Raw genomic sequence first — 14,279 nt, 5'->3', positions numbered from 1 at the left:
TCTCTGCACCTGTTGTCGATGGGCTTCAGGGGGCTTTTTTCAGGCGCCAGAGCTTGTACGCCAGATGGCCGTTCCTGTAGGCCTTGACGCCGCTGTCATCGAAGAAGTGGAACATGGTGTCGAATGCGTGCCAGACCTCGGGCGGCAGCGCCGTGCCTTGTTGCTTCTTCTCGTTCACCAGGCTCTTGAGCAGGTGCTTGAGGTGACCTTGCTCGCTTTCGAAGGCCCTGAGCACGCCTTCGGAAATATCGGCGTGATCGCGCACCTCGAAGCGCGCATGGCGAATCATCGCTTCGTGCTGTTCCAGCACGTTCTCGAAGAAATCGACGCCGATGCTGTCACGCTCGTTCAAGGTGCTGGGGTTGTCGCCCTTCATGGTGTCGGCGTACAGGAACCAGCCATCGTCCTTCAGTACCCGGCGCACCTGCGTGCCGAAGGCATCGAGGTCGGGATAGCAGTGCGACGACTCGATATTGATCACGACGTCGAACTGCTTGTCGGCAAACGGCAGGGCCATGGCGTCGCCCTCGACGAAGGTCAGCCCCGGCAGGGCATGCACCCGGTTGCACAACTCGATATGCGCCGGGCAGAAATCCATCCCGGTGACGGACGCCGCCCCGGTGTAGCGGGCCAGGTAGGAGCAGTTGCCGCCACGCCCAGAGCCGACTTCCAGGACCTTCTTGCCGCGCAGGTCGATATTCCCCAGCAGGGTGCGAATCAGGTTCGCCGAGCATTTCTGCTCCAGGTCCCGGTCATCGATCCAGTCGAAGTCGCTGTCCCTGGCCAGGTAGCCGTAGTTGAGGAACGTCAGGCGCTGGTCGGGGAACATCCGGGTCATCATGTCGTACCACTGGCTGATCGGCGATACGGTCACTGGTTCTTGGGTCGTCATTTCTACCTCCATGTGAGAAAGCTGCAAAGGGCTTCGCCACAGCAGCATAGAAGTGATGGCCAAGATGCCGAGGATTTTTTCTCACGGCCCCGAGCCGTTCCGGATCGGCTCCTATACTGCGAGCCGTCATTATCGCAATTCATTTCAGGATGAAATTCATGCCTTATCTTTTCCAGGGACAGAAGTCTTGCGTGGTGTTCATGTTTCCCGGCCAGGGCTGCCAGTTCTACCAGATGGGTCGCGAGCTCTATCAGAACAACCTGCGGTTCCAGCACTGGATGAACGAACTCGATAGCCTGGTGCGCGCCGAACTGGGCCAGTCGGTGGTCGCCACGATCTACCACGACAGCCATCCACGCTCCCAGGTGTTCGATGACATCCGCCTGAGCCACCCGGCGATCTTCATGGTCGAGTACGCGTTGGGCCGGACCCTGGCCGAGCAGGGCGTCAAGCCTGACCTGCTGCTGGGCGCCAGCCTCGGGGAACTGGCCGGCGCCGCGCTGGCCGAGATCATCGCGCTGCCCGAGGCGGTGCGCCTGGTGGTGCGCCAGGGGCAGTTGTTCCACCAGCAGCAAGGCGCAACGGGCACTGGCGCGATGCTGGCGATCCTGGCTCCACCGTCGCTGTTCCAGGAACTGCCGGCGTTGCACGAGCACTGCGATATCGCCGCCTACAACGCCCCCTCGGTCATGGTGGTGGCGGGCTCGGCCAGTGCGATCGCCGAGGCCGAGCGCCAGCTCAATGCCCGGGACGTGGTCTACCAACGCTTGCCGGTGAACCAGGCCTTTCACTCGCGGCATATCGACTTTCTCAAGCCCGAGGTCGACGCCCTGTTTCGCCAGGTGGCCTGGCAACCGGCACAGACCCCGGTGGTTTCCTGCCACAGCGGCCAGGTCCTGGAGCGGCTGGACGGCGACCACTACTGGCAGAGCATTCGCCAGCCGATCCGCTTTTCCCAGACCCTGGCACAGCTCGAGCAGCAAGCCGCCGAGCGCGGTGAGTCGATGATCTACCTCGACCTCGGGCCCAGCGGCACCCTGGCCAACCTGGTCAAGCAGAACCTGCGCGAGCGCTCCTTGCCGCAGACGATCGCGGTGTTGAGCCCGTTCGGCCGTGACCTGGAGAAGTTCGACGAGGCCCTGACCCTGGGCCGCGCCTTGCAGCCGTTGCCGACCGCCATCCAGCCGGACATGGCGGCGGCACCATCGGTGCAGGCACCGCTCGACATCCAGCGGCAGGCGCCAGTCCTGTCCCCGCCACCACGGCTGGTCCAGCGACCGTCGACGCCATTGCCATCCGGCCCCAAGAGGGTGTACCTGTTTCCCGGGCAGGGTTCGCAACGCCTGGGCATGGGGGCGGAGCTGTTCGAGCAGTTCCCCGACCACCTGGCGCAAGCGGACCAGATCCTCGGTTATTCGCTCAAGACCCTGTGCCTGGAAGATCCCGAGCGCCAGCTGTCCAACACCCGGTTCACCCAGCCGGCGCTCTATACCGTCAGCGCCCTGGCATTCCTGGCCAGGCAGCAGGCCGATCCGCGCAAGCCCGACTTCCTGGCCGGACACAGCCTGGGTGAATACTGCGCCTTGTTCGCCGCCGGGGCATTCTCCTTCGAGACCGGCCTGAAACTGGTGAAAAAACGTGGCGAGCTGATGGCGCTCGCCACCGGAGGCGGCATGGCGGCGGTCATCGGCCCGAGCCCTGATGAGGTCCAGGCGTTGTTGAACCGTCATGCCCTCGGGGCCCTGGACATTGCCAACTACAACTCACCGTCCCAAGTGGTGCTGGCCGGTCCTGTGGTGGCGCTCAGCGAAGCCAGGGAGATCTTCCAGGCGCAGGGCATCACCTTCGTCGAACTGCCGGTCAGCGCGCCTTTCCATTCCCGCTACATGGACAGTGCCATGCGCGCCTTCAGTCAATACCTGGCGACCTTCGATTACCGGCCGCTGCAGACCCCGGTCATCGCCAACGTCAACGCCGCGCCTTATCGCGATGGGGAAGTGGTGGACAACCTGTCCCGGCAGATCTGCGGCTCGGTGCGCTGGCTCGAGAGCATGCAATACCTGATGCGCCAGGGGGAGCTGGAGTTCGAGGAGCTGGGACCGGGCGAGGTTCTGACCAAGCTGGTCAAGGCCGCGCGCAACACCGCCTTATCGTGATCGCACCTAGCCCAGGACGCCTTGTCATGGAACCGACGACCAATGCCGCGCTGACCGACCAGCTGTTGTTCATCGCCAGTGTGCTGGCCCTGGAAAGCCGCCAGCTGATTTCCGCCAGGGGCATCAACCAGACGTTCGGCTTTGCCGAATTCACCGATGCGGCCTCGGTCAACGCCGGTCCGTTGCGCGTGATCTTCGATGCCCTCGAAGGTTGTGGCTGGTTGAGCCAGGCGAGCGATGATCAGTATTTTTTCAAGGCCCCGGCATCGGCCATCGCCTTGCTGCCCAGCCAGGCCAGCCAGCTGTTCTCCTGGCTGGCGCCAGAGCTACCGCAAGCCGCAGAGCTATCGCCGGCAGGCCCCTGGCTGGAACTGGCGGCGCTGGACTGGAACCTGCATTGCCCGGTACTCCGCCAGGGCCTGGACCAGTTGCTGGCGCTGGGGCTGCTACAGCGGTTGCAACGCAACGCAGGAATCGATGTCGACAGCGGCCGGGTCGATCCTGGACGCCTGGCGGCCGGGCCGATGGATCCCGACGCCCGCCGCCGGTTGAGTGATTTCCTGCGGGGCCAGCGCTGGATTCGCCGGGAGGAACGCCATCTGGTGCTCGCCCCCGAGCGCCGAACACTGCTGGCCGAGCTATTGAGCCAACCGTTCCTGGCCTATTTCGCCAGCTTGCCCGCCATGGTCGAAGAGCTCCTGTTCGGCCAGGAGGAGCGCTGGGCACAGGCGCTGCAATGGCTCCAGCAGGCAGGCGAGCAATACGCCTGGCCGGGAGATCGACCGACGCTGGAGCTGCTGTTGGGCCAGCTTTTCGATGCCCAACCAGTGTCTGCCCAGGCGCACTGGGTCGTCAGCCTGGGCCGCTCCCCCGCGGGCACCCTGGACCAGCTGGAGCACTGGGTAGGCCGGCATACCGCTCGGGGGCGGGCCCTGGAACACCACCCGCTGCGATGGCTGGAGCTGGATCGCGCCCTGGCCGGTGAACCGCAGGCGGCGCGCCAACAACTACAAGAAGCAGGCGTACCGGGTGATGCACGGATTCTGTGGCTGGGTATCGGCCAGCAGAACCTGCTGCCACCCCAAGCCTCGACGCCGCGCCCGCCGTCCCTGGTACCACGGCGTCATTACCTGGACCTCGCCGGGCAGGCGGTGGATGGCGCCGCGGTGCTGGCCAGCCTCGAGCGTTCGGCCGCAGGCCTGGCGATGCTGACTGGCGAGCAGTTGCTGGTACTCAGTGACAGCCACTGGTACCCGGGCGACCACTGGGCCGGCAACCTTGCCTGCCACTATCCGGTCGAGGCCGCGCACTACCTGATGGCGCTGGCCGGAGCCGGGCTGTTCGCCGAGCCGGGCATGCTCCACAAGTTCCCCCAGGATGGCCTCGGTTGCAGCGCCACCAGCGGTTGCTACAAGCGCCGCGAGTATCGTGTCCGCCATGCAGCCCCGGGGGACATGGGCGCCTTGCTGGAGCTCGAACAGGCTTGCTGGCCAGCAGGCGGGCGAGTCGATGAAGCGATCCTGCGGCGCCGCTTGCGCCAGGATCCTGCGGGGCAATTGGTCCTGGAACTCGGCGGGCAAGTGGTGGGCGTGATCTATTCCCAGCGCCTCTTGCGCATCGAGGACTTGGCCACGGTCAACTTCGCCACCGTCGACCAGCTGTTCCACGGCAAGGGCAGGATCGTGCAGATCCAGAGCCTGAATATCTTGCCGGCCCACCAGTACAGCGGCTATGGCGACCAGTTGCTGGAACTCATGCTGCAATACTGCACGCTGCAAAACGGCGTGGACACGGTGGTCGGCGTGACCCGTTGCAAGGACTATCCCCGGCACCGGCACCTGGCCCTGGCCGACTATATCCAGGCACGTGACGAGCGAGGAGGACTGCTGGATCCGATATTGCGCTTCCATGAACAGCACGGTGCGCGGATCGAGAAACTGGTTGCTGGCTACCGGCCCGCCGATGCCGACAACGCCGGCCATGGCGTCCTGGTGCACTATCACCTGGCTGGCCGCCAACGCCAGCAACCGCAACCCGTGGCGCCACGGCTCGAGCAACCGGGTATCACGCCCGAAGTCGCCGTGCGCCAGGCGCTCAACCGTTGCCTGGGGCAGGCACCGGAGCGACCCGTATCGGCGCAGCACAGCCTGATGGAGCTGGGGCTGGATTCGGCGGACCTGCCAGGATTCGGCGAAGCGCTGGGCAGGGCCTTCGGCCTGGTCCTGGAGCCGAGCTTTTTCTTTCGCTACAACAACCTCGGGAAAATTCTCGACGCCGTGCAGGAGCGCCTGGGCGGCCCCGCATCGCCCGGGGCCGAAGCGCAGGCGGCCTACCTCGCCCCGGCGTCCCAACCGCCAGCGCTGTCCGCCACTCCAGGGGACGATTTTGCCGTGGTGGGCATCAGCGGTTCCTTTCCCGGTGGCGGACTGGAAGGTTTTTACGCCGCCATTCACAACGGCACCAGCCAGCTTCGCGAAGTACCGCCCGAACGCGGCATGGCCGGGCCTGTGGCCGGCTACATCGACGGTATCGAATATTTCGACCCCGGGTTCTTCTCGCTCTCGGCGGCGGAAGCCGCGCTGATGGATCCGCAGCAGCGTCTGCTGCTGCAGCATGCCTGGCTGGCCCTGGACGATGCGGCGATCAGTGCCGCGGATTTTGCCCGGCAGCCGACAGGGGTGTTCATAACCGCCGCCCCGAGCCAATACCCTGAAGTCGTCGAGGTGCCCTGTAGCAGCCCGTACCTGCTGACGTCTTCTGCGCCGTGCATGTACGCCAACCGGATTTCCTGGTTCCTCGACCTGCGTGGCCCCAGCGAATACTGCAATACCGCTTGCTCGTCGGCGCTGGTAGCCGTGCACCGGGCCATGCAGGCAATGCGCAGCGGCGAGTGCCGGCAGGCGCTGGTGGGCGCGGTGAACCTGTTGTTGTCCGCGGATGAAACCACGGGCTACCGGCAAATGGGCCTGCTCAGCGAACAGGCGCAGACCCGCTCGTTCCAGGCTGGGGCCGATGGTTACGTGCGCGCCGAGGGGGTCGGCGTGCTGCTGCTCAAGCCACTGGCCGACGCGCTGCGCGACGGTGATCGGATTCACCTGAAGATCAAGGGCAGCGGCGTGAGCCATGGTGGCCACGGGATGTCCCTGACCGCACCGGATCATGACGGCATGCAAGCGGCGATGGTCGCTGCCTATCGTCGCGCCGGGGTCAAGCCCCAGACCCTTGGCTACGTAGAAGCCCATGGCACCGGTTCGGCATTGGGCGATGCGATTGAGATCGACGCGCTACAGGCGGCCTACCGAGAGCTGGGAGACGGACAAGCGGTCGTCGCGCCCTGGCACCTGAGCAGTTTGAAGCCGTTGATCGGGCACTGCGAGCTGGCTTCGGGCATGGCGGCACTGTTCAAGGTGATCGATGCGTTGCGCCAGCGGCGGTTACCGGGAATTCCGGGCTATGGCCAACCCAACCCGGCGATCAGCCTCGATCCGCAACTGTTGTCGCTCAGTGCACAGAATCGGCCATGGCCGGCCATGCGCGATGCTCGTGGGCAGGAGCTGCCTCGTCGGGCAAGCATCAACAGCTACGGTTTCGGCGGAGTCAACGCCCACTTGGTGGTGGAGGAGCCTGACGTCCAGCCGCGCCCCCCTGGCCTGGCTCATGGCCCGCAATTGATCCTGCTGTCGGCGCAGGATGGGCAACGCCTCAGGGAACAGGCCGCCTTGCTTGGGGAGGCCATCGAGCGCCAGCCGGAGCTGGACCTGGCCGACATCGCCTATACCTTGCAAGTGGGGCGCACCGCGATGGCTTGCCGCTGGGCCAGCCAGGTGCAAAGCATCAGCGTCTTGCGGCATCAGCTCGACGCACTGGCCCGGGGCCTGGGCGATTCTCCGGTGTGGGTCGAGGAGGTGCCGCCAGGCAACCACGGCTCGCTCGACCAGGCCCTGGCGACAGCGGACCTCGGCGCCCTGGCCGCTGCCTGGTTGCAAGGGCGCAGCGTGCCTTGGCAGCAACTGCAGCGCCCACAGCCGCCGCGGCGCGTCGGTCTGCCCGGCTATGCCTTCGCCCGGCAGCGCCATTGGCTGCCGCCGCGCCTGGCGGCGACCACGCGCCCCGCGGCCCCTTGTCCGCAGCCGGGCCGGGACCTGCGCCAGATCCTCACCCAGGTGCTGGGTTGCGACCCGCAGGCGCTGGCCGGGTGCGAGGCGCGCAGCCTGGCCAGCCTGGGGCTCGACTCGCTGGGGGCGGTGGGCCTCAAGGCCAGGCTCGAACAGCGGTTGCAGGTAGCGGTCCCCCTGGCCCAGCTCAGCCCGTACCTGAGCCTTGGCGAGGTCGAGGCTTACCTGGCGACGCTGGACCACGATGGCGAGCAAGGACTGCTGCCAGTGTTGCAAGCCGAGCCCGAAGCCGCCTGCCAGCCGTTTGCCCTCAACGATATCCAGCAATCGTTCTTGTCGGGGCGCATGCTCCTGGCCGAGACCGAGCGGGTCGGTTGCCATATCTACCTGGAGTTCGACTGGCCGGAACTGGACGTCTACCGCCTGGAGCAGGCGTGGAACCGACTCCTGGCGCAGCATGACGCGCTGCGTTTGAAAATGCTGGACGATGGCCGCCAGCAGGCCGGTCCGGCACTGCCATATCGCTTCAGGGTCCGCGACTTGCGCCGCAGTGCCAGCGCCGAGCGCGAACGCTCGCTGATGGCCTTGCGCGCATCGATGTCGCACCAGCTCTACCAGGTGGGTCAGGAGCGTTTGTTCACTATCGCGGTATCGCTGCTGGACCAGGGGACCAGCCGGGTCCACCTGAGCATCGACGAGTTGATCGTCGATGCCACCTCGCTCGAAGTGCTCTTGCAGCAATGGCTGCAGGTCTACCGGGAGCCTGCGGCCGTCCTGCCTGGGCAGGATCTGAGGTTCCGTGATTATCAATTGGCCCTGGACGCCTTCAAGGCATCGCCGCGCTACCAGCGGGACCTGCGGTACTGGGTTGACAAGCTGGCCCAACTGCCGGCGGGTCTGTACCTGCCCAAGGCGCCGGGGCCTGCCGGTCGTCATCGCCGTCGCCTGGTCCGAACCCTGGACCGCGAACGCTGGCGGCGCTTGAAGGAGCAGGGCGCGGCCCTGCAGGTTTCCGGCAGCGCGTTGCTGCTTGGTCTGTTCGGCCTGGTCCTGCAGCAAGCCAATGCCGGACAGGGCTTTTCCCTGATATGCACCTGCTACGGCCGGCTCCCCCTGCATCCGGATATCGATAGCCTGGTGGGGCCACTGATCTCGACCCAGCTGTTTTCCTTTGCTGCGGCGCAAGGACAGGACCTGGCGCAATGGCTGCAACAAGCGCAGCGCCAGTTGCTGGAGGACCTCGACCATGGCTGTGTGGGCAGCGTTGCCGCGCTGCGCGAGGCTCGGCGTACCGAGGGCCAGGGGCCGCGATTCAGCGGAGCGGAGGTGGTCTTCACCTCGATGCTCAACAATCCGGCGATCGATGGAGCCCCGGGGTTTGCCGACGCCCAGCACTACTGCGTGACCCAGACCCCGCAGATCAACCTCGATCACCAGTTGCGCGAGCGTGCCGGGGTGCTGGAGTTCAGCTGGGATGTGGCCATCGATTGCTACCCCGAAGGAATGCTCGAGAAGTTGTTCGAGGATTACTGCCAATTGCTGGCCCGCGTGGCCGATACCGATGCCGGGTGGAAGGCATTGCCGGTGAGCGAACTGGTTGTCGTCGCGCCTTTTCAAGTGCTTCCAGTCGCAGCGTCCGGGCGCCCCTTCGCCTTGACCGATCAGCAGCAGGCCTATGCCTTCAATCGCACCTTGCATCCGGGCCAGGGCAACGCGCAGCTGTATTGCGCTCTGGCGATCGACGACCTTGACGTTGCGCGACTGGGCCGTGCCTGGCAGCAACTGGTGGCCCACCATCCGATGCTGCGTACGCGCGTCCTGGCCAATGGCACCCAGCAGGTGATGGAGCCGGCCCCTTCGGCGCAACTGGAGCTGGAGCCGCACGGCCCGGGGGGCGACGCTCGACGCATCGCCGAACGGCTGCTGGGAGAAGTGACTGCGCTGGGCGACTGGCCCCATGCCTGGCTGCGGGTGAGCCCCCTGGACGGTGGTTGCCAGGGGGTGCACCTGGCGGTGGACTTGCTGCTTATCGACCTGCCCAGCCGTAACCTGCTGCTGCGCCAGTTGCTCCAGCTCTACCACGGCCAGCCTCTGGCGCCGCTGAACATCGATTTTGCCGGGTACGTCGCGGCGCTCGAAGGCTACAAGCGCACGCCGGCGGCAGGACCGGCCTTGGCCTACTGGCAAGAGAAGTTCCGCCACCTGCCATGCGGGCCGCAGCTCGACGATGGCGGCGCCGGCAGTATCGCGTACCTGGAATACGAGCACTGCCTGGCCTGCTGGCCAGCCCTGCGCACGCGTATCCACCGGGCAGGGATCTCGGCCGATGCCTTGTTGATCGCCGTCTATGCCCGAAGCATCGCCAGGCACGGTTGGCCAGCGCCATTCACCCTGGTGGCCCCGGGCTGGCAGAGACCGGCGGCGCACCCGCAGGTGGACGCCCTGGTGGGTGACTTCACCACATTGAGCTGGATCGACTTTCACGATCGCCCGGCGACGCTGCTTGAGGAGGCCCGGCGTTGCGAGCGGATCTTCGCCGAGGATCGCCGGCATGCCTGCGTCAGTGGCTTGCAGGCCCTGCGCAAGATGGCGACGAATCGCCAGTCGGCGCGCAAGCTTGAGTTCCCGGTGGTGTTTACCCGGCTGGATCCGCAAGGTCCCCTCGGACTCCCCGAAGGGGCGACCCTGGTGAAGAGTGCCAGCCGCACCCATGGGGTGGCGCTGGACAACCTTAGCAGCGAGTTGCCGCAAGGCTTGCTGATCCATTGGGACCTGGCGCCCGGGCGCCTGGATCCTGCACGGGTGACGGCGATGTTCGCCGACTACTGTCGCCTGCTGGAGCGCCTGGCTGGCGATGACCAGGCCTGGTACGAGCCAGGTTGAGCTCCCGGTAGGCTGTTGGCGGTGCGAGCTGCTTTGGCTACCGTAATCTTCGCGTGAAGAGCTGGGCCGAGCTGGCGAACCTGGAGCCGCCGCCCACTGGCAGGTACGGCTAGCGGGCGCTGTGTCGGCCCAGTACCTGCTCCAGCCCCTGGCGGTAGGTAGTGACCTGGAACTCGGGGAAGCGCTGCTTGAATTTCGATGAATCGAACAGGTTGTCGTATTCGTAGCGCGGCAGCAGTTCGCGCAGCTCACGGACCTGGCTGGAAACCAGGCCGGCGGCCAGCAGGGTCCACTTGCCCAGAACCTTGTAGGAGGGCGCCTTGCCCTGCACCTGTGCAGCCAGGCCGACCAGTTCCTTGTAGGTCAGGCGTTGATCGTCGCAGGGCAGGTGCCAGGTCTGCCCATAGGCATCCGCGGTATTGCCGAGCAATCCCAGGGCGCGACTGGCATCGGGGGTCCAGATCAGCGTGCGCTTGGTGTCGTCGCGCACTGGCACTCGCGGCGTCTTGCCAGCCTTGAGGTTATCCAGGACCAGGCTGTTGGTGATGCTCTGGGTCTTGCCTGGGCCATAGAATTCCGGCGCCCGGCCGATCAGCACCGGAATGTCGCCGCGGGCCATCTCCTGCAGCACCATGGAGGCCATGGCGGCTCGGACCTGGCCCTTGCGACCGACGGGCTGGAAGGGCGCGTCTTCGGTGAGCAGCCGATCGTCTTGCGGGTACATGTAGGTGTTGTCGAAATAGACGAACTTGGCGTTGGCCGCGCGCGTCGCTTCGAGAGCGTTTTTCAGCATCAGCGGGAATTGCTGCTCCCACAGGCGAGTGTCCGGCGGCAGGCCGGCGGTGAAATACACGATGCTGCTGCCCTCGATGGCCTTGGCGGCCTGGTCGGCATCCAGCAGGTCGGCCGGTAGCAAGGTGTCGGACGTATTGACCTTGGCCGGGTTGCGGCTGACCAGCCGCAGCGCATCGGTATGGCTGCTGGACAGTTCTCGCGCCAGCTCTATGGCGATCTGCCCACTGGCTCCCAATATGGTTTGCATGCTGTGTCCTTGAGTCGTTGCAGACGTTGCGTAGTCGCCGCGTGGAGCCTGCGGGCCAACCTCGATCTGCTGTTCGGCAGACCTGGCCCATTGAGCTTAGCGAATCCACGTGCGCCTGCCGGCCATGGGGCTTGGGCGAGGTCGATTGGTGAATCGAAAGGCGGTGGTTCTGCGGCCACGGCAAACCTTAACTTTAAAGTCATCTTTAAGGTCAAGCGTTTATCCAGCGGTGAAATCCAGCGCGCTGTCAACTCGCTGCCCGCTGCCGCAGCGGCCAGCCAAGGCCCGGAAATCCGGGGCGCAATCATATGGGGCCAGCCGGACATTCGAGCCCAGGTGCCGAGCGCAGGCGCAGGTTTGGGGATGTTTATTCGTCGGATTTCGCCACTCGCAAATGGCGCGATCCAATGAGCTGACTAGGCTTTTTTCTACTTCTGGTGCCAGCCCGTACACAGGCCGCACCGCTCGAGCCAGGCGCCGGCCAGCGACGCTGTAACCGAGACCGCTTTGCGTGCGGGGAAGGCGATTCTTGTCAGGAGGACAAGACATGAACTCTACAAGGGACGGTGCGTATCACATCTTTGGCGTCTGCCATGAACCCGACAGCCGCTTGTTCGTCGACTACGCCGTCGACGACCCCGGCGCATGCGAGCCCCGACTCCTGGATTTCATCCGTTGCTCCAGCGACCCCGCGCTGGCCCGCTGGCCTGCCCGGACACAACTGGCCAGCGGCGATGTCTTCGAAATCGAATGCGTGCAGGACGTGAGTGCAGCGCAGGAAGCGGTGGAGTTCTGGCGTGCGTACTTTCGCATGCTCGGCATGACCGTCTTCGAGGCCCGCCACCTGGTGGACCGGACCGGCGAATGATCCATCCGGGAAGTGCCATGCGTTCGCACGTCGAGCATTCCAGGTCCTGAGCACACCTCAAGACCTGGCCTGTACCGGGGCCAATACCCCCACATCCCTGCATGAACCCCATGCCGCCAAGACGCTGGCCACTAGCTGCTGCGGATACCGCTGGAGGTATGTCGTGACCGATCTACTCAATCGCCTCGCCGATGGTTGGCTAGCGCTGCCGGTGCTCGAGGCCCTTGGCCAACATGGCGTGCTGCGCGCCCTGGAAAGCACGCCCGACGGCATCAGCGCCCGCAGCCTGGCCCGGGCCTGCGCCGCCAACGAGGGCCAGTTGCGGGTGGCCTTGCGTCTGTTGCTGGAGCTGGGATGCCTGGTGCAGCTGGCCAACGATCACTACGGGCTGACGCCAGGAATGAGCATTCGCATCCCGGCCGGCGCCGGCGCACTGACTCGCCTGTCGCTGCCGCAGTTGCTGGGCGAGCCCGCCGGCCACGAACTGCGCTCCTGGCTCGAGCGTTCCGCTGGTGGCTGGGAAAATGCTCCCGAGCCGATGGCGACCTGCCTGGACGGGGCACTGCTGGCACCGTTAGTGATAGCGCTGGAACAGGCCGGTGGCGCGCAGGTCCTGCAAGAGCAGGAGGCTAGCACCAGAGGGCCGGCCACAGGACTGTCCAGTGCGGTGCTGGAGGCGCTGCGCCGATACTTCGAGCAACGTACCTGGGGATATTGGCAAGGCCACGGTTTTTGCCTGAACGATGCCGGCCGTACACTGCTGGAGGGCACCGCGCAGTTGCGCGCGAGCCTGGCCTGGCAACCGCTGCCGGACCGATTGCAGGCATTGCTGTTCGGCGATGCCAGCTCGATCCAGGAACCCAGGGAGGAAGATGCAGGTTCTTGGCCGGCCGAGTATCTCGCTGCGTTCGAGGCTGCCGTGGTCGCTCGATTCGACCAACAGCCGCTCGAGCAACAACCAGGTTATCTCGTCGAGGTGGGCTGCTCCGATGGGGCGTTGCTGCGTCGCCTGTACCTGGCTATCGCCAATCACAGTCGGCGTGGCCAGCAGCTCGAGCGCTACCCGCTGCTGCTGATCGGCGTCACGGCCAACAGCACCCAGCAGGCCCGGGGGCAACAAACCCTGGAAGGCCTGCCGCACCTGCTATTGACCGGTGACATCGGCGATCCCCAGGGATTGCTCGCCAGCCTGGGCGCCAACGGTATCCGCGACCCGGAGAACATCCTCTATATCCATGCCTTCCAGGAACATCGGCGGGCCTGGCAGCCGCCAGGCTCGACCCAGGGCATCGACGACCAGCGCCACGCACGCCCAAGCAGCGTTCATGTGGATCGACATGGAGCGTGCATCGAGCCGGCGGCAGCCTTGCAGGGCCTGGTCGAACACCTGGCCCGCTGGCAGGAACTCACCACACACCACGGCCTGATACTGCTGGCCGCCCATTGCCTGCACCCTGACAGCGCCCGGCAGCATGCCCGGCGCAGCGGGGCGGTGCATCTGGACGCCAGCCATGGTTTTGCCGGGCACCAGCTGTTCGAGGCGCCGGTGTTCCTGATGGCCGCGGCGCAAGCCGGCTTGTTTCCGGATCGGGCCGTGGCCCAGGGCTTGCCCCGTGGCGAGCCGTTCACCCAGGCCAGCCTGAATCGGCTGTTGCCACGGCGTTACCGCATCCGCCACCCACTACCCAGGGACTTGCCACGGCTGCGGGAACTGGAGCTGGCCTGCTGGCCCAGCGGACTGGGCGCTACCGAAGCGGTGTTGCAGCGTCGGTTGGCGCTCTACCCCCAGGGCCAGCTGGTGCTCGAGTACCAGGGGCAGCTAGTGGCGGCGATCTATTCCCAGCGCTTGGCGGCGGTCGACCAGCTACGCCACAGCGATTGCTTCCAGGTCGAGGCCTTGCATGATCCGGCCGGCCCCGTCGCGCAGCTGCTGGGTATTTGCGTGCACCCGGAACACCAGGGCGAGGGGCTGGCCGATGAGCTGATCGATTTCACGCTGGTGTACCTGGCCAGCCTCGACGCAGTGCGCAGCGTGGTCGGGGTGACGCGCTGTCATCACTATGATGCCCGCCGAGCCGACGCCTTGTCGCTCAAGGACTACATCCGCCGCAGGGACGAGGTTTCCGGGCGCTTGCTCGAACCCATGCTGTGTTTTCACGAAAGCCATGGCGCGCAGGTGCGCGAGGTACTGGAGGGCTATCGGCCCGGCGATGCGGTCAACCGTGACGCCGGGGTCCTGGTGGAATACCCCGATGTGCGGACCATGGCCCCGCCACTCAAGACAACGGCAGCGCCATCACCGGCCGTCCCGTCCGGACAGTGG

General features: G+C 65.8%; 6 protein-coding genes. 4 read left to right on the top strand and 2 right to left on the bottom strand.

All coding sequences use genetic code 11. The annotated features are described in order from the left end of the window. Positions 1 to 25: 25 nt before the first annotated feature. A complete protein-coding gene (locus tag CAG11_RS28230) occupies positions 26 to 892 on the bottom strand; it encodes a class I SAM-dependent methyltransferase (RefSeq protein WP_085599354.1) in 867 nt (288 codons plus the stop codon). 158 nt (positions 893 to 1,050) lie between these two features. On the opposite strand from CAG11_RS28230, the gene fabD reads away from it, so the two are divergent. Continuing rightward, complete coding sequence (gene fabD, locus CAG11_RS28225; protein ID WP_085599352.1) at positions 1,051 to 3,048, top strand: ACP S-malonyltransferase; 1,998 nt, start codon at positions 1,051 to 1,053, stop codon at positions 3,046 to 3,048. A gap of 26 nt (positions 3,049 to 3,074) precedes the next feature. Beyond that, a complete protein-coding gene (locus tag CAG11_RS28220; RefSeq protein ID WP_085599350.1) occupies positions 3,075 to 10,046 on the top strand; it encodes a GNAT family N-acetyltransferase in 6,972 nt (2,323 codons plus the stop codon). A 109-nt stretch (positions 10,047 to 10,155) separates the two neighbouring features. On the opposite strand, the gene CAG11_RS28215 is transcribed toward CAG11_RS28220, so the two are convergent. Continuing rightward, positions 10,156 to 11,088, bottom strand: a complete 933-nt coding sequence (locus CAG11_RS28215) for an NAD-dependent epimerase/dehydratase family protein (RefSeq protein ID WP_085599348.1) — start codon at positions 11,086 to 11,088, stop codon at positions 10,156 to 10,158. A 547-nt stretch (positions 11,089 to 11,635) separates the two neighbouring features. On the opposite strand from CAG11_RS28215, the gene CAG11_RS28210 reads away from it, so the two are divergent. Then, positions 11,636 to 11,956 (top strand): hypothetical protein, encoded by a 321-nt coding sequence (locus CAG11_RS28210; RefSeq protein ID WP_053129839.1) that lies wholly within the window; start codon positions 11,636 to 11,638, stop codon positions 11,954 to 11,956. 163 nt (positions 11,957 to 12,119) lie between these two features. Next, the coding region (locus CAG11_RS28205; protein ID WP_143494795.1) for a GNAT family N-acetyltransferase at positions 12,120 to 14,279 on the top strand (2,160 nt) is incomplete at its 3' end.

The organism is Pseudomonas sp. B6(2017), assembly GCF_002112765.1.
Lineage (GTDB): Bacteria > Pseudomonadota > Gammaproteobacteria > Pseudomonadales > Pseudomonadaceae > Aquipseudomonas > Aquipseudomonas piscis.
Note: the sequence above shows the minus strand (reverse complement) of the source record. Positions and strands in the feature narration are given on the sequence as shown.

What these genes read in the sequence shown, in the direction of transcription:
- CAG11_RS28230 (WP_085599354.1), bottom strand. Translation starts at nt 892, where the DNA reads ATGACGACCCAAGAACCAGTGACCGTATCGCCGATCAGCCAGTGGTAC.
- fabD (WP_085599352.1), top strand. Translation starts at nt 1,051, where the DNA reads ATGCCTTATCTTTTCCAGGGACAGAAGTCTTGCGTGGTGTTCATGTTT.
- CAG11_RS28220 (WP_085599350.1), top strand. Translation starts at nt 3,075, where the DNA reads ATGGAACCGACGACCAATGCCGCGCTGACCGACCAGCTGTTGTTCATC.
- CAG11_RS28215 (WP_085599348.1), bottom strand. Translation starts at nt 11,088, where the DNA reads ATGCAAACCATATTGGGAGCCAGTGGGCAGATCGCCATAGAGCTGGCG.
- CAG11_RS28210 (WP_053129839.1), top strand. Translation starts at nt 11,636, where the DNA reads ATGAACTCTACAAGGGACGGTGCGTATCACATCTTTGGCGTCTGCCAT.